Below are 20,415 nucleotides of genomic sequence, written 5' to 3'. Positions count from 1 at the left end.
CGTTACCACGGCTCGTCCAGGAACAGCGGCAGGCGCAATGGCTCGATTGGCTCTTCGCGCTGGCCGCACATCTCGTCGTGGACCACCTGCTGCACCAGCACACAAGGCAACCTCGGAACGTCACGCAGCAGCTCGCGCAAGTGGGTGGTGGAACGCACTTGGAGTGTACGCCCCGACTCGTCAAGCAACGTTCGCACGCCCCGATCCAGTTGCGCCCGCAGCAGGTAGATCCCGCCCTCCAGGGACAGCAGTTCCAGTCCGACGATTCGTCCCTCGATGGCCAGGTCGGCCAGGTCTTTCAGGGTCATGGCGTGCTCACCGGCTGACGGCGGAAGAACAACGTCACCTGCCCCAGCTCAATGCCGGCCTTACTCATGCTGGAACGGTTGATCAGCGTGTCCTCATCCATCAAGTACATCCAGTCATCGAAGGTCACCTCGTACGTCGAATCATCCACTGGCAGGTTCAATCGATAGCGCCAGCGCAACGCATTGCCGGCCACCTCGCCCAGCGCCTCGCCAATCACGTCGTCAGCGCGGCCGCTCCAGAGCCCCGGGCCGGTCGGCGTCAATGTCCAGACCCGCCGCTGCCGACTGCCGTCGCTGTAGAGAAAGCGCTCGTCGAGAATCAACCGATCGCCTTCGCGGCGACTGGAAATATCCACTTCAAAGCGCTTGATGACCTCGCCCGAACGCGTCTGATAAATGCCCCAGGCCTTGACGGGCTGGCTGAAAAAGCGCACCAGATCGAGCTGCGGTTGCTGGTCCGCATAACGACCGACATTCACATTGCCGCAACTGGTCAGGCCTAACAGCAACAGCAACGTCACCAGCAGACGGGTCATGGCGCACTCCTTCTTTCACTTGATGCAGCGAGCCCCAGCAATCGCTTCCGCAACGCCGGTTCCCGCGTACGCGGATCGAGCCAGATGGCGAAGAATTGTCGGGCAAATAACGGGTCGGTGACTTCGTGGGACAGGCGGCCATCGACATAGAAGCGACAGCCCTGGCCAGGGAGGTATACCCCGGTAATTTGAGTACCGGGCTTGACATCAACGAAGGCACGGCGCATTTCAGCCGCCCAGGCATCAAGGCGCGCGGCGTCAACAGGGGTATCGGCGACCCGCTGCATTTCTTCGAGACTGGTTTGAACCAAGGCTTGCCGAGAGATTTTGCGGTGGTAGTTCAATTCAAGTGCAAACGGGCTGTCCAGGCTCGGCGTGGGCTCGGTGCTCCACAGCCGTGCCTGGTAGATATCCAAACCGAACCAGCGAAAATCTGCCTCACCCACCAAGTGAGCCCCAGGTAACGCAACCCGCCAATCCGCAACGGCCTGGCTGGCGTACAACACCAACGCGAGGATCAGGGCGCCGATCAAGCGGATATGGGCAGCGAGGGATTCGGGCATTGGACGAATTACCGATTACCGAAGGCAATCCGATAATTGTACAGAAATTCTATTTTGTACAGCTTTTTCAGGAAAATTCTACGGATCCAGTCGCCCCTAGACACTTTCCGAGACATCGATCTGAAGCGCCACCACTCGCCGCGCCACAGGTCCCGGCGGCGAGGCAATCGCAGCCTCGACCAAGGCATCGACGGCCTGCTCGGCCAGGTTCACGATCGGATGGGATAGCACCGCCTGGACCAATCCGCTCTTCAACGCGTCACGCGTCAACGGAGTCAGGTCGTGGCACACCACGACGGGCAGGCGCAGCTGTTTTTCCTTGAGGCTGCTCAAGGCCTTCAGCACCCCGGCGATGCCGCCACCCGCCACGTACAGCCCCGCCAGATCGGGCTCTGCCGTAAGCAGGTCGAGGGTATTGCCATAGGCGAACTCATCATCTTCCAGGGTCAGTCGCGAGGCGAGCAGTTCCCACTCGCTCGAATGCTCCGCCAGGTAGCTGCGAAAGCTCAGTTCACAGAGTTCCTGGCATTGGAAGCGCTGGCTGCTGAGCATGACCACCGCAGGCCCGGGCTGCTGGGCGAGGCGACTGATGAACCAACCGGCGGTGCGTCCCGTGAGGCGATTGTCGAGGCCGGCGTAACCGGTGCCGGCAGCGCTGGACAATTCCGACAGCAGCGCCACCACCGAAACACCGGTCGCGCGCAACTGCGCGACCGCCTCGCGGACCCGGGGATGATCGACTGCCACCACGCCCAGGCCATCGACCTGATCCCGCAGGGCAAGGATGCGTTGCGCCACGTTGGCGGGGTCGAGGTCGTCCAAATAACCGATGACCACGCGAATCCGTGCCCGCGTGCACGTGGCGGCGGCGTTTGCCAAGGCGTGGGCGAGGCCCTGGTAGAACGGCACGCCACTTTTCTGCAACAGGAAGCCCAGCCGCAAAGTGGGACGGTCGTTGAGCACCCGCTGTTCGATCACGCCCTTGGCATGGAAACCCAACCGCCCCGCCGCTGCGGCGATCCGCTGAGCCGTGTCGGCTCGCACGTCCGCGCGCAGGTTGAGCACGCGGTCGACCGTCGACAGGCTGACGCCCGCTTCCCGGGCGACGTCCGCCATGGTGGGACGAAGTTTTCGGCGCGACTGTTCTGACATGTCTTGACACCTCCTCCGGGCATCATGAGGGGTTTTGACACATTAAGCCATTAGTCCATGGCCCGTTCCGCGCCGACGCAATAGCATCGAGCCAGGCCATAACAACAACACAGCCGGAGTGCTTCCATGGCGATCCACATTTGTACCGCGCCCTGCTGCTGGGGCGTCGATGACGTCGCGAACCCTTTCCTGCCACCCTGGCAGCACGTGCTCGCCGAAGCTGCCGAAGCCGGCTATCGCGGCATCGAGCTGGGGCCTTACGGGTACTTGCCGCTGGACGCCGGGGTCCTCGACCCGGCCTTGTCGGACAACGCCTTGCAGGTCGTCGCCGGGACGATTTTCGACGACCTGGTGAGCCCGGCCAACCTGGCCGAGCTGCTGCGCCAGACCCATGCGATCTGCGGCTTGCTCACACAATTGCCGCCCATGGAACAGCAAGCCGGCCAGCGCTTTGCCGGGCCCTATCTGGTGATCATCGACTGGGGCCACGAGGAGCGCGACTACGCCGCTGGCCACTCGGACCGCGCGCCACGCCTGGACGATGCCCGCTGGAACGCAATGATGGCGCACATCCGCGCCATCGCCGACATCGCCTGGCACGCCTACGGCATCCGCGCCGTCATCCATCCCCACGCTGGCGGCTATATCGAATTCGCCGATGAGCTGGCGCGCCTGGTCGACGACATCCCATACGAAGTCGCCGGGTTGTGCCTTGACACCGGGCATCTCTATTACGCCGGCATGGACCCGGTCGCGTCGCTGCGCACCTACGCCCATCGCCTGGACTACCTGCACTTCAAGGACATCGACCCGGTGGTTTTCGACCAGGTGCTGAACGAGCGCATCCGTTTCTTCGCGGCGTGCGGCCGGGGCGTGATGTGTCCCATCGGGCGTGGGGTCATCGATTACCCGGCGCTGCACCGTCTCGTGCACGAACTCGGTTATCAAGGCTGCATCACCGTCGAACAGGAACGTGACCCGCGCAACGCCGGGGCCAGCCTGGACGACGTGGCGGCCAGTCGCGCCTACCTCGCCCGCATCGGTTTCTGACCCGCATAAGGACTTTTCCCATGATCAACGGCAGTAAATCGCTCGCACACCCTATCCGCTGGGCCATGGTCGGCGGCGGCGAGCACAGCCAGATCGGCTACATCCACCGCTCGGCCGCCCTGCGCGACCGCAACTTCGAGCTGGTCGCCGCCGCGCTGGACATCGACCCGGATCGGGGCCGGGCCTTTGGCGAACAACTGGGCATCGACCCGTCGCGCTGCTACGCGGACTACCTCAGCCTGTTCGAGCTGGAAGCGCAACGGCCCGACGGCATCCAGGCGGTGTCGATCGCCACGCCCAACGGCACGCACTACGCCATCACCCGCGCCGCCCTGGAGGCCGGTTTGCATGTGGTTTGCGAGAAACCGCTGTGCTTCACCCTGGAGGAAGCCGAAACCTTGCGCACGTTGGCCAAATCCAGGGGACGCATCGTCGGCCTCACCTATGGCTACGCCGGGCATCAGTTGATCGAGCAGGCCCGGTCGATGATTGCCGCCCAGGAGCTGGGGGAGATTCGCATGGTGCACATGCAGTTCGCCCATGGCTTCCACAGCGCACCGGTCGAGTCGCAGAACCCGGCGACCCAGTGGCGCGTCGACCCGCGCCAGGCCGGGCCGAGTTACGTGCTCGGGGACGTCGGCACCCATCCGTTGTACCTGTGCGAAGTGATGCTGCCCGACCTCAAGATCAAGCGCTTGATGTGCAGCCGCCAAAGCTTCATCGCCAGCCGCGCCCCGCTCGAGGACAACGCCTACACGCTGATGGAATACGAAGGCGGCGCCATGGGCATGGTCTGGTCGAGCGCGGTGAATGCCGGCTCCATGCACGGCCAGAAAATCCGTGTGATCGGCTCGCGGGCCAGCCTGGAATGGTGGGACGAGCGCCCCAACCAACTCACTTTCGAGGTCCAGGGCCAACCGGCGCAAACCCTGGAACGCGGCATGGGTTACCTGCACGCAGGGGCCTTGGTGGACGACCGCATCGGCGGCGGTCATCCCGAAGGCTTGTTCGAAGCCTGGTCCAACCTTTATCGCCGCTTCGCCCTGGCCATGGACGCCGCCGACCGTGGCGACAGCGAGGCCCTGGCCGCCCTGCGCTTTCCGGATATCGATGCTGGCGTGGAAGGCGTGCGCTGGGTCGAGCGCTGCGTTGAATCGGCCAACCAGGATTCAGCCTGGGTCGCCTACTGACCTCCCACAGCAATGAGTGTCGCACCATGGAGAACAACAATGAAAATCGCCCTTGATCCCTACATGCACCGCCACCTGAGCCTGCCGGACCTGTGCCGCAAGACCGCCGAGCTCGGCTACGAATACCTGGAGTTGTCGCCACGGGAAGATTTTTTGCCGTGGTGGGTTCGCCCGCGCGCTCACAAGGCGCGCATCGCCGAATTCAAGAAAGCCCTGCGTGACCACAACCTGCAACTGGCTTCGCTGCTGCCGATGTACCGCTGGGCCAGCCCCCACGAGGACGAACGTCGCGCGGCGGTGAATTATTGGAAGGAAGCGATCCAGGTCGCCGTGGAGATGGGCTGCACGACGATGAACTCGGAGTTCGGTCGCGGGCCGTCGCCTGATCGCGGGCACAAGGTCAGTTGCTGCGGGGGCTTGCACAGCCATGAGTCCAGCGAAGCGGCCTGGTGGCGGAGCATGGAAGAACTGGTGCCGATTCTCGAATCCGAAGGCGTCATGTTGAACGTCGAGCCTCATCCGGAAGACTGGTGCGAGACGTTGCACCCGGCCCTGGACATGCTCAAGACCCTCGGTTCGGACAACGTCAAGTTCCTCTATTGCACGCCCCACACCTTCTACTTTGGCGACGACATGAAAGCCATGATCGCCGACGCAGGGTCGATGATCGCCCATGTGCACATTGCCGACACCTACAACCACAAGGCCTCGTCCGGCCTGCGTTACATCGTCAATCCGCCGGGGGCGAAAGTGACCGTGCACCAGCACATGGACATGCACCAGGGCGAGATCGACTGGGACCTGTTCTTCGGCGAGTTGGCCAAGACCGGGTTCGACGGCATCGTCACCGCCTGCGTGTTCGGCTGGGAAGAACGGGCGGATGAGTCGGGGCGGTTCATGCGTCAGGAAATCCAGGCTTACGTCGACAAGTACTTCCGATGACCGCGTACGTCACGGCAGCAGCGGAACGATCCGCGGCTCGACTCCCCGCTCGCTGACCTCGAGCAGCGCCAGCGTCACCGGCAGTTTGAAGCGTCGCCGGCCGGCGCTGCCGGGGTTCAAGTAAAGCCGTTCCCCGCGCCAGTCGATCAGCGGTTTGTGGGAATGGCCGGTGATCACCAGTTTTACTTGCGGGTCGAGGGCGCTGGGCACATCGGCCATGTCATGGACCAGCAGCACTTGCCATCCCGCCAGGTCGAACTGAAGGCAATCAGCGATGCCCGCCGCCCAATCGGCGTCCAGGTCGTTGTTTCCCCGCACCACGTGCAGTTCGCCGATGGACGCCAGTGCCTCCAGGATGCCAGGACTGCCAATATCACCGGCATGAATAATCCGCTCGCAACCTTGCAGCGCCACCAGCGCCTCGGGGCGCAGCAAACCGTGGGTGTCGGAAATAACGCCAACTTTCATGAAACCTTCCTCCCCAACCGTGTGTCGTCGGTTGTACCTGTCTCGTCGCAGTTAGCTAACGTACTGAAATCGAATAGGATAGGCTGCGCGCTGAAACGCGCTGACCCGTCGCGCAAAGGATATGTCAATGCTCGGACGCAAACAGCCAGAGCCCAAGATCGAAAGCCCCGATGACGCGTTCTCCCAGCAAACTGTGCGAGCCGGCGCTGCATTTCGGCTGACCGTGAGCTTCATGCTCGTGGTTGTCATCGCCTTCCTGGCCGTTGAAGGCTGGCGCACCTGGCGCGATTACCGCGCAGCCTTTGCGTCTGCCCGGGATTCGGTGACGAACCTGGCCAGGGCAACGGCGCAACACGCCGAGGACGCCATCCGCCAGGTCGACGTGGTCACCGCGGCCCTCGCCGAACGCGTGGAAGGCGACGGGCTGCAGAACATGAACATCCCGCGCATCCATAAGCTGCTGGCGCAACAGGCCGCGATCATGCCGCAACTGCACGGCTTGTTCATCTATGGCCCGGACGGCCAGTGGCTGGCGACCGACAAAAAAGTCATTCCAGAAATGGCCAACAACGCCGACCGCGACTATTTCCAATATCACCGCAGCCACGAGGACCGAAGCGTACGCATTGGCGAAGTGATCAAGAGTCGGTCCACCGAAGACTTGATCATTCCTGTCTCGCGACGCCTGAACAATCCCGACGGCTCCTTTGCCGGGGTGATGCTCGGGACGGTCAAGGTCAGCTATTTCGTCGACTATTACGGCGATTTCAAGATCGACGATAAAGGCGCGCTGGTCCTGGCCATGCGCAGCGGAACGATCCTGGTGCGCCGACCCTTCGTCGCTTCGGTGATCGGCAAGAGCCTGGTCAACAGCGTGATCTTCCGGGAGCATTTGCCCACATCCAACCAGGGCGTTGCCGAAGCCAGGGCCGTCGTCGACGACACCGAACGCCTCTATGGTTTTCGAGCCCTGACCACTTATCCACTGGTGGTGGAAGCCGGCTTGTCCCGTGAGTCGATCATCGCACCCTGGCGCCGCGACTTGCTCAAGACCAGCCTGGTGCTGGTTTTCCTCATCGCGATACTGGTGGGTTTCGGCCTTATCGTGCTGAGCCAGTTGCGCTACCGCATGACCATGGAAAAGCAGCTCCGCAGCGCCCACCAGGCCATGCGGGACATGGCGCTGACCGACAGCCTGACCGGCCTTGGCAATCGTCGGCGGCTGGACATCGCCCTGGCCGATGAGCTGCGCCTGGCAAAGCGCCAGGGTTCTTCCCTGGCGCTGATCATGCTGGATGTCGATTACTTCAAGCGCTTCAACGACAGATACGGCCACGCCGCCGGCGACGATTGCCTGCGGGCGATCGCTGGCGCGATCGGGCAGACCATCAAGAGACCGGGCGACCTCGCGGTCCGCTATGGCGGCGAAGAGTTCACCGTGTTGCTTCCCAACACCGACAGCGCCGGTGCCACCAAGGTCGCGCAGCAGATCCTCGAAGCCGTCAGGGCCTTGAACATCGAACACGGCGACCATCCCTTGGGAATCGTGACCATCAGCGCCGGCATCACCACCTGTCAGCCGAACAGCGAGGACGCGACGCCCGCCATGTTGATCAAGGCCGCGGACGCGTTTTTGTACCTGGCGAAGAACACCGGGCGCAATCGTTGGTGCAGTGCCGACGCATCGCAAGGCTGATGCGGTCGGATTGACCGCATATCGGTTGATTACGCCCTGCGTGGGCTTGCGCAGGTGCCGACCGGCCGCCACGCAGCTACAATGCGCGCTTCGACCGTGACCAGCCTGAATAAAAAAACATGTCCTTGCCTAAACATCATCTGGAATTGCTCAGCCCCGCCCGCGACGTGACCATCGCCCGCGAGGCCATCCTGCATGGCGCCGATGCCGTGTACATCGGTGGCCCGAGTTTCGGCGCGCGTCACAACGCCTGCAACGAGGTGAGCGATATCGCCGGGCTGGTGGAATTCGCCCATCGTTACCACGCCCGGGTGTTCACCACGATCAACACGATCCTGCACGACAACGAGCTGGAGCCGGCCCGCCAGCTGATCCACCAGCTGTACGACGCTGGCGTCGATGCGTTGATCGTCCAGGACCTCGGGGTAATGGAACTGGACATCCCACCCATCGAACTGCACGCCAGCACCCAGACCGACATTCGCACCCTGGCCCGGGCGAAATTCCTCGACCAGGCCGGCTTCTCCCAGTTGGTCCTGGCTCGCGAGCTGAACCTGCAGGAAATCCGCGCCATCGCCGACGAGACCGACGCGGCCATCGAGTTCTTCATCCACGGTGCGTTGTGCGTGGCGTTCTCCGGCCAGTGCAACATCTCCCACGCGCAAAACGGGCGCAGCGCCAACCGTGGCGATTGCTCCCAGGCTTGTCGCCTGCCGTACACCCTCAAGGATGACCAGGGCCGGGTCGTTGCCTACGAAAAACACCTGCTGTCGATGAAGGACAACAACCAGAGCGCCAACATCCGCGCCCTGGTCGAGGCCGGCGTACGTTCCTTCAAGATCGAAGGACGCTACAAGGACATGGGCTATGTGAAGAACATCACTGCCTACTATCGCCAGCGCCTGGACGACGTGCTCGAAGACCGCCCGGACCTGGCCCGCGCCTCGAGCGGCCGCACCGCGCACTTCTTCGTGCCGGACCCGGACAAGACCTTCCACCGTGGCAGCACCGATTACTTCGTCAGTGAACGCAAGATCGACATCGGCGCCTTCGATTCGCCGACCTTCACCGGCGTACCGGTGGGCGTGGTGGAGAAAGTCGGCAAGCGCGACTTGCAGGTGGTGACCTTTGATCCGCTGTCCAACGGCGATGGTCTCAACGTGCTGGTCAAGCGCGAAGTCGTCGGGTTCCGCGCCAACATCGCCGAGCCCAAGGGCGAATTTCTCGATGAGGACGGCAAGCAGCGCTACCGCTACCGCGTCGAGCCCAACGAGATGCCGGCCGGCATGTATCAGTTGCGCCCCAACCATCCGCTCAATCGCAACCTGGATCACAACTGGCAGCAGGCGCTGCTCAAGACTTCCGCCGAGCGCCGTGTAGGCCTGGCCTGGGTCGCTCGGCTGCGCGAGGAGCGTCTGGAGCTGACCGCCACCAGCGAAGAAGGCATCAGCGCCAGCGTTGCCCTCGACGGTCCCTTCGGCCTGGCGAACAAACCGGAGCAGGCCCTGGAGCAACTGCAAGACCTGCTTGGCCAACTGGGCACCACCGAATACCACGCCACGTCGATCAAGCTGGATGCGCCCCAGGCGTACTTCATCCCCAACTCCCAGCTCAAGGCGTTGCGTCGCGAGGTCATCGAAGCCCTGACCGCCGCCCGCGTCGAGGCCCATCCGCGGGGCGGGCGCAAGGCAGAAACCACCCCGCCGCCGGTGTACCCGGAGTCGCACCTGTCGTTCCTGGCCAACGTCTACAACCAGAAGGCCCGCGACTTCTACCACCGCCACGGGGTCAAGCTGATTGACGCTGCGTTCGAGGCCCACGAGGAAACCGGCGAGGTGCCGGTGATGATCACCAAGCATTGCCTGCGTTTCTCGTTCAACCTCTGCCCCAAACAGGCCAAGGGCGTCACCGGCGTGCGCACCAAAGTCGCACCGATGCAACTGATCCACGGCGATGAAGTGCTGACGCTGAAATTCGACTGCAAGCCCTGCGAGATGCACGTGGTCGGCAAGATCAAGGGGCATATTCTTGACCTGCCGCTGCCCGGCAGTACAGCGCAGCCGGTGGTCGGCTACATCAGCGCGGAAGACCTGCTCAAGACGATTCCTCGCGGAACGCATTGAGCCCGGCGCCCCATGAACGTCGTCCCATTGGGGATAACGTTCTGGGGAGTTTCATTTCTGCGCCGTTTTTGCTTTTACCGGCGACAGATTCTGTCAAAGGGCTCCCCCACCGCGCGTTCATGATGCTAGGTTGTAAGTGATTGTTTCATACCGTCACTTTTTTCCCTGCAAAGGAATGCCTCTCACCATGAACTTTCCGTTCAAGCGTCTTGCTATAGCCACCCTTGTCCTGTCCAGCCTCTCGGCATTTTCGATGCCGGCCAACGCCAACATCACCGCGCAACAGAGCGCGACCCTCGTCAAGACGTTCGCCGATACATCGGTCAGCGATTTCCGGCAGTTCCTGGCCAGCGTTGCCAAGAGCGACCTGGCCAAGAGCGCCAACCTCGGCCCGGCCATCAGCGCCTTCCAGGGCAACAAAACCCTGTCGGCAGAACAGCAGAACGAAATCCATCGACTGTTGGGGATTTATGCCCGGGTGAAATACGGCAAAGCCGCGACCGAGACCTTGCGCGAGCTGGTTGAAATCCCGACGTATCGCAAGGACGGGGTGGCCCAGCATGAAAACCCTGAATTCCTGAAAATCGCCGACAAGATCAAAAACCTGGCGGAAGGCTTCAACCTGAACTTCCGTAACGTCGACAACCGTGTCTATGAGATTTCCCTCGACGGCAGCGGCGACGAAGTCGTGGGTATTCACGCTCACGCCGATGTAGTGCCAGTCACGCCGGAGAACTGGGTGCTCAAGGACGGCACCAAGCTCGATCCATTCAAGGTCACCCTGATTGGCGACCGGATGTATGGCCGCGGCACCGAGGATGACAAGAACGCCATCGTCGTGGCGCTGTATGCCATGAAGATCATCAAGGAAGAAAAACTGCCGTTGGCGAGAGACTTCAAGCTGTTGGTCGACACGACCGAGGAAACCACCGGCGACGCCATCCCCTATTATTTCGAACGCAATCCGACGCCTAACTACAACCTGGCGCTGGACGGCAGCTACCCCGTCGTGATCGCCGAGAAAGGCTACGGCACGGTCATGGCCAACTTTCCCCGGCGCGCGGCCCAAGGCAAGGGTGCGCAAGTCACTGCGCTGACCGGCGGCATGGCGACCAACCAGATTCCCTCCACCTCGGTCGCCACGTTCGTTGCCGACAAGCCTGCCGAGCTGGCCGCCAGCCTGCTCAAGGCCGGCACCGACTATGCCAAGGCCAACGGCAGCAACTTCGAAGTGACCAGCGCGGTCGTCGACAACGCGGTCAAGCTGACCTTCACCGGCGTTTCCGCCCATTCCTCCGAACCCGAATCAGGCGTCAACCCGGTCGCCCGGATGCTGGATTTCATCCACGGCCTCGACGGCAAGGTCGCGCTCAAGCACAACCACATCACCGACGCCGCCCGCTATGCCGCCGACAACTGGGGCCTGGATTACCTGGGCAAGAACCTGGGCATTGGCTTTTCCGACGCGTTCATGGGCCCGCTGACCGCGTCGCTGACTTACGTCGGCATGGATGAAAAAGTCTTCAAGCTGGCGGTCAACCTGCGGGTTCCCGTCGGCAAGCCGACCGAGGTGCTGAAGACTGAAATCACCGACAAGCTGGCCGCCTGGACCCGTAAATCCAAGGTTGCGGTTGCTTTCGATTTTTCCATCGACGAACCGATGTACCGCAACCCCGAAGGTGAATGGGTCAAGGCGCTGCTGGCCGTCGCCACCGAGAATCTCGGCATGGAACACACGTTCGGCACCTCGGCCGGCGCCACGTCGGTCCATGACTTGCCCAACGGCGTGCAGTTCGGCCTGGCCATGCCCAACCTCAAGTACACCGGCCACAACGACAACGAGTTCAAGACGGTCGAGCAGTTCCTGCTGGATTTGCAGATCGTGACCGAGATGATGGGACGGATCGGGCAGTTGCCGAAGCTCTAGATATTCCTGCCCAGCAAAGCTGTTTGAAGTTGGATCGTTCCCACGCTCCGCGTGGGAATGCATCCCGTGACGCTCTGCGTCACCTCCCAGAAGCGGAACGCGGAGCGTCCCTGGCGACATTCCCACGCAGGAGCGTGGGAACGATCGATATGTGGCCTTATTCCTTCAGCTGAGTTGCACTTGGATCGATAAGCTTGGCCGTAATGTCGACCAGCTCCACCCCCCAATCCCCATGCAGGTACCAATCTTCGCCGATCATCTCGGCCGGGTGCATGGTGCGGTCGGCGCCGTTGCCGCAGGCCAACGCGGTCGCTGCACAATAGCGGTCGCAGCCCCAGCAGATGCGCTCGGGATGTTTCGGGCTGATGGGAAAGGGCTTTGCCATGACGACCCCGCTGACCAAATGGGTGTATCCCCACCCTAGCGTGTCTGTGCGCGATGCCCCTTGATTCCGATCAAGAACAGCGCCGCCGACACCAGCCGTACGGACCGCCCAAATATTCGCACTGAAAATTGACAAGAATCATTATTATTCGCAGCGAAGCTTCCTAGACTCGGCGCCATCAAATAGCCAACCAGGAAGTCATCATGCGCGCGCTTTTTCCCCTGCCTCTCGCCCTGCTCTTTCTCGCTCCGCTGGCCCAGGCCAAGGAGTATCCGATCGGCGAACCGCAACTGTGCCCTGGGCTTGAAGTCGGCGCGGTGTATCTGCAACCGATCGAAATGGCGCCCGCCGGCATGATGCGCGCGACCGCCGATTCCGACGTGCACCTGGAAGCTGACATCCGCGCCACGGCGGATAACCGGCAGGGCTTCCAGGAAGGCAGTTTCGTGCCTTATCTCAACGTATCGTTCCAGCTGAAAAAACAAGGCGACGACACCCAGCTCAAAGGCGATTTCCATGCCATGGTCGCCAATGACGGGCCGCACTACGGCGACAACGTCAAGCTGCTTGGCCCGGGCAAATACCAATTGACTTTCACTGTTCTGCCGCCGGGTGGCCACGCGTCTCTCGGTCGCCATACCGACAAGGAAACCGGCGTAGCACCGTGGTTCGAGCGCTGTGAATTGCATTACGAATTTGTCTACGCAGGGATCGGGAAAAAAGGCGGGTACTGAAGATGAGCCGCCGATTTTTCTGGCTGATGTTGACCGGCCTGCTACTGCCATCAATCGCCCGGGCTGAATTGCTTACCTACGAGCTGAGTATGCGCGATGGGCATTTCACTCCGCCGCTGCTGGAGGTCCCGGCTGGCCAGCGCTTCAAGATCGTGCTGAAGAACGTCGGCCAAGGCCCGGCGGAATTTGAAAGCACGCCCCTGCGCGTCGAAAAGGTCCTGTCTCCCGGAGTGACCACGTTCGTGGTGATCCACCCGTTGCGCCCCGGCCAGTACCCATTCTTCGATGAATTCAATCCGCAACTGCCCGAGGGCGGCATTCTCGCCCGGTAATCGTCCAGGAGGCGTTTGCATGACGCAATCGATGTTCATCGTCTGGCGCGAAAGCGTCGAGGCGCTATTGGTGATCGGCATTCTCCAGGCTTGGGTGAGCCGCCAGCAACAGGCCGAACGGCTGCGCCGTTACGTGTGGAGTGGCGCGGCCCTGGGCTTGCTGCTCTCGGGCGTGCTGGCCGGACTGATCCTGATCGCCGGCGAAGCCATGAGCGGCGCTGCCAACGAATGGTTCCAGGCTTCATTGGCGTTGCTCGCCAGCCTGCTGATCGTGCAGATGGTCGGCTGGATGCATCGCAACGCCGGCACCCTCAGGCATGACCTGACGCGCCGTGCCGACCAGCGCCTGGGGCGTCAGGGCGGCATGGGATTGCTGGTGCTGGCGTTATTGGCGGTCAGCCGTGAGGGCAGCGAAACCGTGGTGTTCCTGTATGGCGCCGGGGCCCGTCTGCAAGGACCGTCACTGGGTTTGTTCGCCGTCGGCGCAATAGCCGGGTTGGTGCTCTCGCTGCTTACCGTTTCCTTGCTGCACGGCAGTCGCCGATTCATCTCGTGGACCCGTTTTTTTGCCATCAGCGAAGCGATCCTGCTGCTCTTGGGCGCGGCGCTGCTGGTCAGTGGCGTCGAGCGGATCGCCGGCCAGTTGCTGGCAATGGATTGGCCCGAGGCGGTGTATCGCGGCATCGGCGATGCGCTGTGGGACAGCAGCGTAATACTGGATGACGGTCACGGGCTCGGCGGTTTCATCGCCGACTTCACCGGTTACCGAGCCAGCCCAAGCCTGCTGATACTGCTGGCGTGGCTCGGCTACTGGTGGGCGGTCGCTGGCTGGTTGCGACCAGCCAAAGCGGAAAAGCTGCCATGCCCGAGCTGAATCCCTGGCTCCAGCGCCTGGGCGACGGCCTGCGGCGCCATGGCGCGACCATCCGCGCCGTGCAATGGGCGGTGGTGTCGTTCTATGCGGTGCTGTTGGTGATACCGGCCATGCTGCCGTTGCCGGACAGCCAGGCACGCCTGTTGAACAACTTGACGCTGTTCGCCCAGTTTCTGTTCTGGGGGCTCTGGTGGCCCTTCGTCTTGCTCTCGATCGTGTTGTTCGGCCGGCTCTGGTGTGGCGTACTTTGCCCCGAGGGCGCCTTGAGCGAATGGGCCAGTCAGTACGGCCGTGGCCTGGGCGTGCCGCGCGGGTTGCGTTGGGCCGGCTGGCCGACCCTGGCGTTCTGCCTGACCACGCTCTATGGCCAACTGATCAGCGTCTACGATTACGCCCAGGCCGCGCTGCTGATCCTTGGTGGATCGACCGTCGCGGCCGTCGCCGTCGGGTTGCTGTTCGCCCGGGGCAAGCGGGTCTGGTGCCGCTACCTGTGCCCGGTCAGCGGCGTCTTCGCCCTGCTCGCCCGCCTCGCCCCCGTGCACTTTCGAGTCGACGAGCAACGCTGGCTGGAAAACTCCGGGCCACGTCGCCCACCGCCCAATTGCGCGCCCTTGCTCGACATCCGTCGCCTGCGCGGCGCTGCCGATTGCCACGCCTGTGGCCGTTGCAGCGGTCAGCGCGACGCGGTGCGCCTGATCGCCCGCTCCAGCAATCAGGAAATCCTTGAATCCACGCCGACGACGGTCTCGCCTTGGGACGTTCGCTTGTTGCTCTTTGGGGTGATCGGGTTGGCAATGGGCGCCTTCCAGTGGACCGTCAGCCCCTGGTTCATCGCCCTGAAACAGGCACTGGCCCACTACTTGGTGGTGCATGATGTGACCTGGCCCTTGGAGGATAACGCCCCGTGGTGGCTGCTCACTCACTATCCGCAACTCAATGACAGCTTCAGTTGGCTGGATGGGTTTTGCATCGTTGTCTATCTTGGGTCCAGCGCTTTGCTGTTAGGCACATCGCTGATGCTCATCGTGCGCCTGGCCGCAAGACTGGCAGGTGCGCCTGCACGATATCGGCCCTTAGCCATCACTCTCGTGCCCCTCGGCGGTGCAGGGTTGTTCCTGGGGTTATCGGCCACCACGGTCAAGCTGCTGCGCTATGAAGGATTGTTATTGGAATGGGTGCAGCCGGCCCGGGCGATCCTGCTGGTGATGGCCATCGGCTGGAGCATGCTGCTGGGCTGGAGAATGCTCGGCCGTGAAGGCGCGGCGTCGATTCGGCGGCTGCTTGCGATGGCCTGCATGGCCCTGGCCAGCGGTTTGGTCGGGTATGGCTGGTGGTTGCAGTTCTGGGGGTGGTAAGCCCGGACCTCCAGGCTTTCCCCTAATACCTACACCTTGAATCGCGCTACCGTCTGATGCAGTGCCCCGGCCATCTGCGCCAGGTCCTGGCCGGCCGTGTCGGTGTGCCGGGCTCCCAGCAATACCTGCTCGGACAGGTTGCGGATGCCCACCAGGTTGCGGTCCACCTCGCGGGCCACCAGCGCTTGCTGCTCCGTGGCGCTGGCGATCATCAAGTTGCGCTCGTTGATCTGCCCGATCGACAGGGCAATTTCATCCAGCGCGTCTCCGGAGCGCTGGGCGACTAACAGGGTGATCCGCACCCGTTCGCTGTTGCCTTGCATCGCGGTGACGGCCTGTTCGCTGTCCTGGCGGATATTGCCGATCATGTCTTCGATTTCCCGGGTCGAATCCTGTGTGCGATGGGCCAAGGCCCGCACCTCGTCGGCCACTACCGCGAACCCACGTCCGGCATCGCCGGCCCGGGCGGCTTCGATGGCTGCATTCAATGCCAGCAGGTTGGTTTGGTCGGCAATGCTGCGGATCACCTCCAGCACCGAACTGATGTCCTGCACGCGTCCGGCCAGTTGCTGGATTCGGCCCGAGGTGTCTGTGACCCCGTCGGCCAGTGCGTGAATCGAGGCGACGGTTTCCTGCACCTGATCACGGCCACGCTGGGCAGTTTGCTCGGACAACCGCGAAGCTTCGCTGGCACTCACCGCGTTGCGCGCCACTTCATCCACCGCCGCCGTCATCTGGTTCACCGCCGCCGCGGCCTGTTCGATTTCCTGTCCTTGCAACTGCAAGGTGCTGTTGGTCTGGCTGCTCACGGCGCTCAGTTCTTCGGAGGAACTGGCGACCCGATCCACCGAAGCCGCAATCTGCCGGACCATGGTGTTGAGGCTCTGTTGCATCTCGTGCATGTTGCCCATGACGCTGTCGTTCGCACCGACGCCGACGGGCACCCGGATCGTCAAATCGCCCCGGGCGATGTGGCTCAGCACCCGCGCCGCGTCGTTGGGCTCGCCGCCCAGCGGACGGGTCACGCTGCGGGTCACCAGCAACGCGACGGTACTTACCACGGCCAGGCAAGCCAGCACCAGTGCAAGCATGTTGCGTCGCGCGTCGCTGTAGCGTGCCTGGGCCAGTTGCTCACGCTCGATAAAAATCCTGCCCTGCAGGGCCATCATCGTTTCGAGGCTCTTGTACACCTCAAGCTCCGCCGGAATCACGCCTTGCTTGAGCTGCGTCATCGCCTCATCCGTAGCGCCCTGGCGGATCAGCGCCTGGACCTGGACAAACGCCGCCACGTAGGCCTCTCGGCGCTTCTTCAGCTCAGCGTAGGCGGCCTTGCCTTCAGGCTGGTCGAACAGCGGTTCGAGCGTTGCGAAGGCCTGGGTGATGCGTTGCCGGGTAGTGTCGATGGACTGCTGGACCTGCGTATTGTTCTTGTCGATCAACAGGTCGCGGGTGTTCCTGGCGTTGTCGCGCACGCCCGTGGCGATGACCATGATCGGATTGATCCTGGGCCAATCCTGCTGGACGATCTGCACCGCCTGGTCACGCAGCGTTGCCAAATCGTTCAGGGCATACAGCGCCAGGGCGATCAATGCCAAAGGCGCGATGGCAAAGCCCATCACGATACGTTGGGCAGTGGTGAATCTGGTCATGTCAAATGCTCCCTGTTCAACTACCTGCCGATTGGCAGCGCATTTGAAAACCATAAAAAAGTGTGGCCCGGTGATTCCGGGCCGCTGTCGAGGACGGGGCCCTGCGGTCGGTCAACTGCGCAACACGAACGAAGGGAACAACTCGCGCATCGCGGCCCACAGCTCTGGCTGCAAGGCCTGTGCCGAAACGCTGGAAAGATGGGGGTCGAGCATCCGGGCGGTGCGCACCAGCTGCACGGCAAAACGCTTGACGCCCCGCTCGCTCAGGCGTCGGGCCAGGGTCAGCAGTCGGTCGGGGTCGAACAGGTGCCAATGGACGGTGGTGCGGCATTCGTAGTCCACGCCGCTGTCCAGCAGATGGTCGAGGCTGCGCCAGTTCGCTGCGCCACTGCCTTCGACGCGGGTCACCTCCAGGGCATCTTCGGGCAGAGCCTTGACGTCGAAGCCCACCCAGTCAGCGAGCCCGACCACTTTGGCGAAAGCCGCCGGCTTGATACCGGCGCTGTGCAGGCCGATACGAAAGCCCATCTGCCGCACTTCTTCCATGGCTGGCGCCAGGCCGTCCTGCAAGGTTGGTTCGCCGCCGCTGAACACCACGGCGTCGAGCAGATCCTGGCGGCGTTGCAGGAACGCCAGTACCCGGCACCAATCCACTTCCTCGCTGCCGCGCGGCGGGATCAGCTGCGGGTTATGACAGTAACGGCAACGCCAGGCGCAACCCTGGCAAAACAGTACACACGCCAGTTGGCCCGGGTAATCGAGGGTGGTCAGGGGCACCATGCCCCCGACCCGAAGCACTCGACTCATGGACGCCCGGCCGCGCTTTCGGTGAAGTGCACCCGCTCGCGGTGCTCGGACTGCTTGCCCGGGTTGAATGCCGCTACCGGACGGTGGTACCCCATTACTCGGGTCCAGACTTCGCAACGTTGACGCTGTGCGGGGGGAAGGCTTTGCGATGCATTCATGGGTGAAGCTCCTTGCGGTCAATGGATCGGATCAGTGGACGCTGCCTGCCAGTTGCTGTTTCAGCAGCAAGGCCTCGTCGCATTTCGGGCAGAACTCGTGTTCGCCAGCCAGGTAGCCGTGCACCGGACAGATGGAAAAGGTTGGCGTGATGGTCAGGTACGGCAGGCGGAAGCGCCCCAGGGCCTTGCGCACCAGCTGCTTGCAGGCCTGGGCGGAGGAAATCTGCTCGGCCATGTACAGGTGCAGCACCGTGCCGCCGGTGTACTTGCATTGCAGTTCGTCCTGCAGCTCCAGGGCTTCGAACGGATCGTCAGTGAAGCCCACCGGCAGTTGTGACGAGTTGGTGTAGTACGGCGCGACCGGACTGCCGGCCTGCAAGATATCCGGGTAGCGCTTGAGGTCTTCCTTGGCGAAGCGGTACGTGGTGCCTTCGGCGGGGGTCGCTTCGAGGTTGTAGAGGTGGCCGGTTTCTTCCTGGAAACGCAGCAGCGTGGCCCGCACGTGGTCCAGCAGTTTCAAGGCGAATGCCCGGCCCTGCTCGGTGTGCAAGCCCTCCTTATCACCCGTGAAATTGCGCAGCATCTCGTGCAGGCCGTTCACGCCGATGGTGGAAAAGTGATTGCGCAAGGTGCCCAGGTAACGCTTGGTGTAAGGGTACAAACCGGCGTCCATGTGATGCTGGATCACCTTGCGCTTGACCTCCAGGCTTTCCATCGCCAGCTCCATCAAGGCGTCGAGGCGCTGCAACAACGCGCTGGTATCGCCCTTGTACAAATAGCCCAGGCGCGCGCAGTTGATCGTCACCACGCCCAGGGAGCCGGTTTGCTCCGCCGAGCCGAACAGGCCACCACCGCGCTTGAGCAGTTCGCGCACGTCCAGTTGCAAGCGACAGCACATCGATCGCACCTGATTGGGTTGCATGTCCGAATTGAGGAAGTTCTGGAAGTACGGCAAGCCGTAGCGGGCAGTCATTTCGAACAAACGGTCGGCGTTTTCGCTGTCCCACGGAAAGTCATGGGTAATGTTGTAGGTCGGGATTGGGAAGGTGAAGACCCGGCCTTTCGCGTCGCCAGCCTGCATCACCTCGATGTAGGCGCGGTTGATCAGCTCCATCTCCACTTGCAGGTCACCGTAGGCGAACGGCATCTCCTGGCCTCCAATGACCGGGATCTGTTCACGCAGATCCTCCGGGCACACCCAGTCGAAGGTCAGGTTGGTGAACGGCGTTTGCGTGCCCCAGCGCGACGGCACATTGAGGTTGTAGATGAACTCCTGCAGCGATTGGCGAACCTCGTCGTAGCTGAGATTGTCCTTGCGCACATAGGGCGCCAGGTAGGTGTCGAACGAGCTGAACGCCTGGGCGCCGGCCCATTCGTTTTGCAGGGTGCCGAGGAAATTCACCATCTGTCCCAGGGCACTGCTCAAATGCTTGGGCGGCCCGGCCTCGACCCGCCCAGGCACGCCGTTGAGGCCTTCGTGCAGCAGCGTGCGCAGGGACCAGCCGGCACAGTAGCCGGCGAGCATGTCCAGGTCGTGGATATGCAGATCAGCCTCGCGGTGTGCCTGGCCGATGGCTTGGCTGTAGACCTCGTCGAGCCAGTAGTTGGCGGTGACCTTGCCGGACACGTTGAGGATCAGCCCGCCGAGGGAATAACCCTGGTTGGCGTTGGCTTGTACGCGCCAGTCTTCACGGTCCAGGTATTCGTTCATCGACGTGGCGACTTCCACCAACGTGCGGCGATCCCGACGCAGGCGTCCGTGTTGCTCGCGATAGACGATGTAGGCACGCATGGACAGGAAATACCCGGCGTCCATCAACACCCGCTCGACCCGGTCCTGGATCTGCTCGACGTTCAACCGCGTCTGCCCTTCCAACCGCGCCAGCACCGCCTCAAGCAACACCTCGGCCTCGGCTTCGGCGTACTCGCCGGTGGCCTTGCCGGCGGCAATCAGCGCCTGGCGGATCTTGTCCGCATCAAAGGCAACCACACTGCCGTCGCGCTTGTGCAAGCGGTTACGGCCTACTGAGATCAACATGCTCTGCATTTTGGCTCCAGACACTACATATAGGTGTTTTAAGTATTAAAGACACAATATGCAGGCAGGGTACGTCGCATCAGGCTGATTGAAATTGATCGATGTCAAGAAGGACCACGGCTCGGAAA

At 62.6% G+C, this 20,415-nt stretch carries 20 protein-coding genes and 1 pseudogene; 10 read left to right on the top strand and 11 right to left on the bottom strand.

The annotated features are described in order from the left end of the window. Window positions 1–2: 2 nt before the first annotated feature. From HU742_RS11785 to HU742_RS11770, 4 genes are all read right to left on the bottom strand, one after another. Window positions 3–308: a DUF6482 family protein gene (locus HU742_RS11785; protein WP_186631956.1), complete on the bottom strand. Its 306-nt coding sequence runs from the start codon at window positions 306–308 to the stop codon at window positions 3–5. Further along, complete coding sequence (locus HU742_RS11780; RefSeq protein WP_186631953.1) at window positions 305–844, bottom strand: DUF3833 domain-containing protein; 540 nt, start codon at window positions 842–844, stop codon at window positions 305–307. The genes HU742_RS11785 and HU742_RS11780 overlap by 4 nt, the downstream gene beginning before the upstream one ends. After that, window positions 841–1,407: a chalcone isomerase family protein gene (locus HU742_RS11775; protein WP_186631950.1), complete on the bottom strand. Its 567-nt coding sequence runs from the start codon at window positions 1,405–1,407 to the stop codon at window positions 841–843. The genes HU742_RS11780 and HU742_RS11775 overlap by 4 nt, the downstream gene beginning before the upstream one ends. A 96-nt stretch (window positions 1,408–1,503) precedes the next feature. After that, the gene (locus tag HU742_RS11770; protein ID WP_186631947.1) at window positions 1,504–2,559 is read right to left on the bottom strand and encodes a LacI family DNA-binding transcriptional regulator; all 1,056 of its coding nucleotides are present in this window, start codon (window positions 2,557–2,559) and stop codon (window positions 1,504–1,506) included. A 126-nt stretch (window positions 2,560–2,685) separates the two neighbouring features. Between HU742_RS11770 and HU742_RS11765 the strand changes: the two genes are divergently transcribed. Genes HU742_RS11765 through HU742_RS11755 form a run of 3 tightly spaced genes read left to right on the top strand, consistent with a single transcriptional unit; the run spans window position 2,686 to window position 5,741 of the window. After that, window positions 2,686–3,609, top strand: coding sequence for a TIM barrel protein (locus HU742_RS11765; RefSeq protein ID WP_186642610.1), 924 nt, complete (start codon window positions 2,686–2,688; stop codon window positions 3,607–3,609). Between the two features lie 20 nt (window positions 3,610–3,629). Continuing rightward, window positions 3,630–4,799, top strand: coding sequence for a Gfo/Idh/MocA family protein (locus HU742_RS11760; protein WP_186631942.1), 1,170 nt, complete (start codon window positions 3,630–3,632; stop codon window positions 4,797–4,799). A gap of 39 nt (window positions 4,800–4,838) precedes the next feature. After that, window positions 4,839–5,741 (top strand): sugar phosphate isomerase/epimerase family protein, encoded by a 903-nt coding sequence (locus tag HU742_RS11755; protein ID WP_186642609.1) that lies wholly within the window; start codon window positions 4,839–4,841, stop codon window positions 5,739–5,741. Window positions 5,742–5,750: 9 nt separating this feature from the next. Here HU742_RS11755 and HU742_RS11750 read toward each other — a convergent pair whose 3' ends face one another. Beyond that, on the bottom strand, window positions 5,751–6,209 hold the full coding sequence (locus tag HU742_RS11750; protein ID WP_186642608.1) for a metallophosphoesterase family protein: 459 nt from the start codon (window positions 6,207–6,209) through the stop codon (window positions 5,751–5,753). Window positions 6,210–6,336: 127 nt separating this feature from the next. Here HU742_RS11750 and HU742_RS11745 point away from each other — a divergent pair, with 127 nt between their 5' ends. From HU742_RS11745 to HU742_RS11735, 3 genes are all read left to right on the top strand, one after another. After that, window positions 6,337–7,905: a sensor domain-containing diguanylate cyclase gene (locus tag HU742_RS11745; protein WP_186642607.1), complete on the top strand. Its 1,569-nt coding sequence runs from the start codon at window positions 6,337–6,339 to the stop codon at window positions 7,903–7,905. 119 nt (window positions 7,906–8,024) lie between these two features. Continuing rightward, window positions 8,025–10,028 (top strand): peptidase U32 family protein, encoded by a 2,004-nt coding sequence (locus tag HU742_RS11740; RefSeq protein WP_186631930.1) that lies wholly within the window; start codon window positions 8,025–8,027, stop codon window positions 10,026–10,028. Between the two features lie 187 nt (window positions 10,029–10,215). Beyond that, window positions 10,216–11,955 (top strand): dipeptidase, encoded by a 1,740-nt coding sequence (locus HU742_RS11735; RefSeq protein WP_186631927.1) that lies wholly within the window; start codon window positions 10,216–10,218, stop codon window positions 11,953–11,955. Between the two features lie 157 nt (window positions 11,956–12,112). On the opposite strand, the gene HU742_RS11730 is transcribed toward HU742_RS11735, so the two are convergent. Continuing rightward, window positions 12,113–12,340: a DUF3079 domain-containing protein gene (locus HU742_RS11730; protein WP_186631924.1), complete on the bottom strand. Its 228-nt coding sequence runs from the start codon at window positions 12,338–12,340 to the stop codon at window positions 12,113–12,115. Between the two features lie 203 nt (window positions 12,341–12,543). On the opposite strand from HU742_RS11730, the gene HU742_RS11725 reads away from it, so the two are divergent. From HU742_RS11725 to HU742_RS11710, 4 genes are read left to right on the top strand one after another with little or no spacing between them, the layout of a single operon-like run. Beyond that, on the top strand, window positions 12,544–13,074 hold the full coding sequence (locus tag HU742_RS11725) for an iron transporter (RefSeq protein WP_186631921.1): 531 nt from the start codon (window positions 12,544–12,546) through the stop codon (window positions 13,072–13,074). Between the two features lie 2 nt (window positions 13,075–13,076). Beyond that, complete coding sequence (locus HU742_RS11720; RefSeq protein ID WP_186631918.1) at window positions 13,077–13,406, top strand: cupredoxin domain-containing protein; 330 nt, start codon at window positions 13,077–13,079, stop codon at window positions 13,404–13,406. A 19-nt stretch (window positions 13,407–13,425) separates the two neighbouring features. Continuing rightward, window positions 13,426–14,280, top strand: coding sequence for an FTR1 family iron permease (locus tag HU742_RS11715; protein WP_186631915.1), 855 nt, complete (start codon window positions 13,426–13,428; stop codon window positions 14,278–14,280). Then, window positions 14,268–15,635 (top strand): 4Fe-4S binding protein, encoded by a 1,368-nt coding sequence (locus tag HU742_RS11710; protein ID WP_186642606.1) that lies wholly within the window; start codon window positions 14,268–14,270, stop codon window positions 15,633–15,635. Before HU742_RS11715 ends, HU742_RS11710 begins: the two co-directional genes overlap by 13 nt. A 29-nt stretch (window positions 15,636–15,664) precedes the next feature. Here HU742_RS11710 and HU742_RS27095 read toward each other — a convergent pair whose 3' ends face one another. The 5 genes and pseudogenes from HU742_RS27095 to HU742_RS11690 all read right to left on the bottom strand — a co-directional run bounded on the left by HU742_RS27095 (window position 15,665) and on the right by HU742_RS11690 (window position 20,296). Continuing rightward, a complete protein-coding gene (locus HU742_RS27095) occupies window positions 15,665–16,369 on the bottom strand; it encodes a methyl-accepting chemotaxis protein (protein ID WP_437179897.1) in 705 nt (234 codons plus the stop codon). Window positions 16,370–16,801: 432 nt separating this feature from the next. Further along, window positions 16,802–17,284: pseudogene (locus HU742_RS27090) on the bottom strand (MCP four helix bundle domain-containing protein); the annotation flags it as partial. Window positions 17,285–17,395: 111 nt separating this feature from the next. Beyond that, the gene (locus HU742_RS11700; protein WP_225923565.1) at window positions 17,396–18,091 is read right to left on the bottom strand and encodes an anaerobic ribonucleoside-triphosphate reductase activating protein; all 696 of its coding nucleotides are present in this window, start codon (window positions 18,089–18,091) and stop codon (window positions 17,396–17,398) included. Next, window positions 18,088–18,249, bottom strand: coding sequence for an anaerobic ribonucleoside-triphosphate reductase (gene nrdD, locus HU742_RS26895; RefSeq protein WP_186631907.1), 162 nt, complete (start codon window positions 18,247–18,249; stop codon window positions 18,088–18,090). The genes HU742_RS11700 and nrdD overlap by 4 nt, the downstream gene beginning before the upstream one ends. Before the next feature lie 31 nt (window positions 18,250–18,280). After that, on the bottom strand, window positions 18,281–20,296 hold the full coding sequence (locus tag HU742_RS11690; RefSeq protein ID WP_186642604.1) for a ribonucleoside triphosphate reductase: 2,016 nt from the start codon (window positions 20,294–20,296) through the stop codon (window positions 18,281–18,283). Window positions 20,297–20,415 lie beyond the last annotated feature (119 nt).

It is taken from the genome of Pseudomonas marvdashtae, assembly GCF_014268655.2.
GTDB classification, from domain to species: domain Bacteria; phylum Pseudomonadota; class Gammaproteobacteria; order Pseudomonadales; family Pseudomonadaceae; genus Aquipseudomonas; species Aquipseudomonas marvdashtae.
This window is presented reverse-complemented; position numbering and strand designations above follow the sequence as displayed.

Bases quoted from the DNA above. Each gene is read 5' to 3' on its own strand.
- HU742_RS11785 (WP_186631956.1), bottom strand. From the start codon at position 308: ATGACCCTGAAAGACCTGGCCGACCTGGCCATCGAGGGACGAATCGTC.
- HU742_RS11780 (WP_186631953.1), bottom strand. From the start codon at position 844: ATGACCCGTCTGCTGGTGACGTTGCTGTTGCTGTTAGGCCTGACCAGT.
- HU742_RS11775 (WP_186631950.1), bottom strand. From the start codon at position 1,407: ATGCCCGAATCCCTCGCTGCCCATATCCGCTTGATCGGCGCCCTGATC.
- HU742_RS11770 (WP_186631947.1), bottom strand. From the start codon at position 2,559: ATGTCAGAACAGTCGCGCCGAAAACTTCGTCCCACCATGGCGGACGTC.
- HU742_RS11765 (WP_186642610.1), top strand. From the start codon at position 2,686: ATGGCGATCCACATTTGTACCGCGCCCTGCTGCTGGGGCGTCGATGAC.
- HU742_RS11760 (WP_186631942.1), top strand. From the start codon at position 3,630: ATGATCAACGGCAGTAAATCGCTCGCACACCCTATCCGCTGGGCCATG.
- HU742_RS11755 (WP_186642609.1), top strand. From the start codon at position 4,839: ATGAAAATCGCCCTTGATCCCTACATGCACCGCCACCTGAGCCTGCCG.
- HU742_RS11750 (WP_186642608.1), bottom strand. From the start codon at position 6,209: ATGAAAGTTGGCGTTATTTCCGACACCCACGGTTTGCTGCGCCCCGAG.
- HU742_RS11745 (WP_186642607.1), top strand. From the start codon at position 6,337: ATGCTCGGACGCAAACAGCCAGAGCCCAAGATCGAAAGCCCCGATGAC.
- HU742_RS11740 (WP_186631930.1), top strand. From the start codon at position 8,025: ATGTCCTTGCCTAAACATCATCTGGAATTGCTCAGCCCCGCCCGCGAC.
- HU742_RS11735 (WP_186631927.1), top strand. From the start codon at position 10,216: ATGAACTTTCCGTTCAAGCGTCTTGCTATAGCCACCCTTGTCCTGTCC.
- HU742_RS11730 (WP_186631924.1), bottom strand. From the start codon at position 12,340: ATGGCAAAGCCCTTTCCCATCAGCCCGAAACATCCCGAGCGCATCTGC.
- HU742_RS11725 (WP_186631921.1), top strand. From the start codon at position 12,544: ATGCGCGCGCTTTTTCCCCTGCCTCTCGCCCTGCTCTTTCTCGCTCCG.
- HU742_RS11720 (WP_186631918.1), top strand. From the start codon at position 13,077: ATGAGCCGCCGATTTTTCTGGCTGATGTTGACCGGCCTGCTACTGCCA.
- HU742_RS11715 (WP_186631915.1), top strand. From the start codon at position 13,426: ATGACGCAATCGATGTTCATCGTCTGGCGCGAAAGCGTCGAGGCGCTA.
- HU742_RS11710 (WP_186642606.1), top strand. From the start codon at position 14,268: ATGCCCGAGCTGAATCCCTGGCTCCAGCGCCTGGGCGACGGCCTGCGG.
- HU742_RS27095 (WP_437179897.1), bottom strand. From the start codon at position 16,369: ATGACGGCGGCGGTGGATGAAGTGGCGCGCAACGCGGTGAGTGCCAGC.
- HU742_RS11700 (WP_225923565.1), bottom strand. From the start codon at position 18,091: ATGAGTCGAGTGCTTCGGGTCGGGGGCATGGTGCCCCTGACCACCCTC.
- nrdD (WP_186631907.1), bottom strand. From the start codon at position 18,249: ATGAATGCATCGCAAAGCCTTCCCCCCGCACAGCGTCAACGTTGCGAA.
- HU742_RS11690 (WP_186642604.1), bottom strand. From the start codon at position 20,296: ATGCAGAGCATGTTGATCTCAGTAGGCCGTAACCGCTTGCACAAGCGC.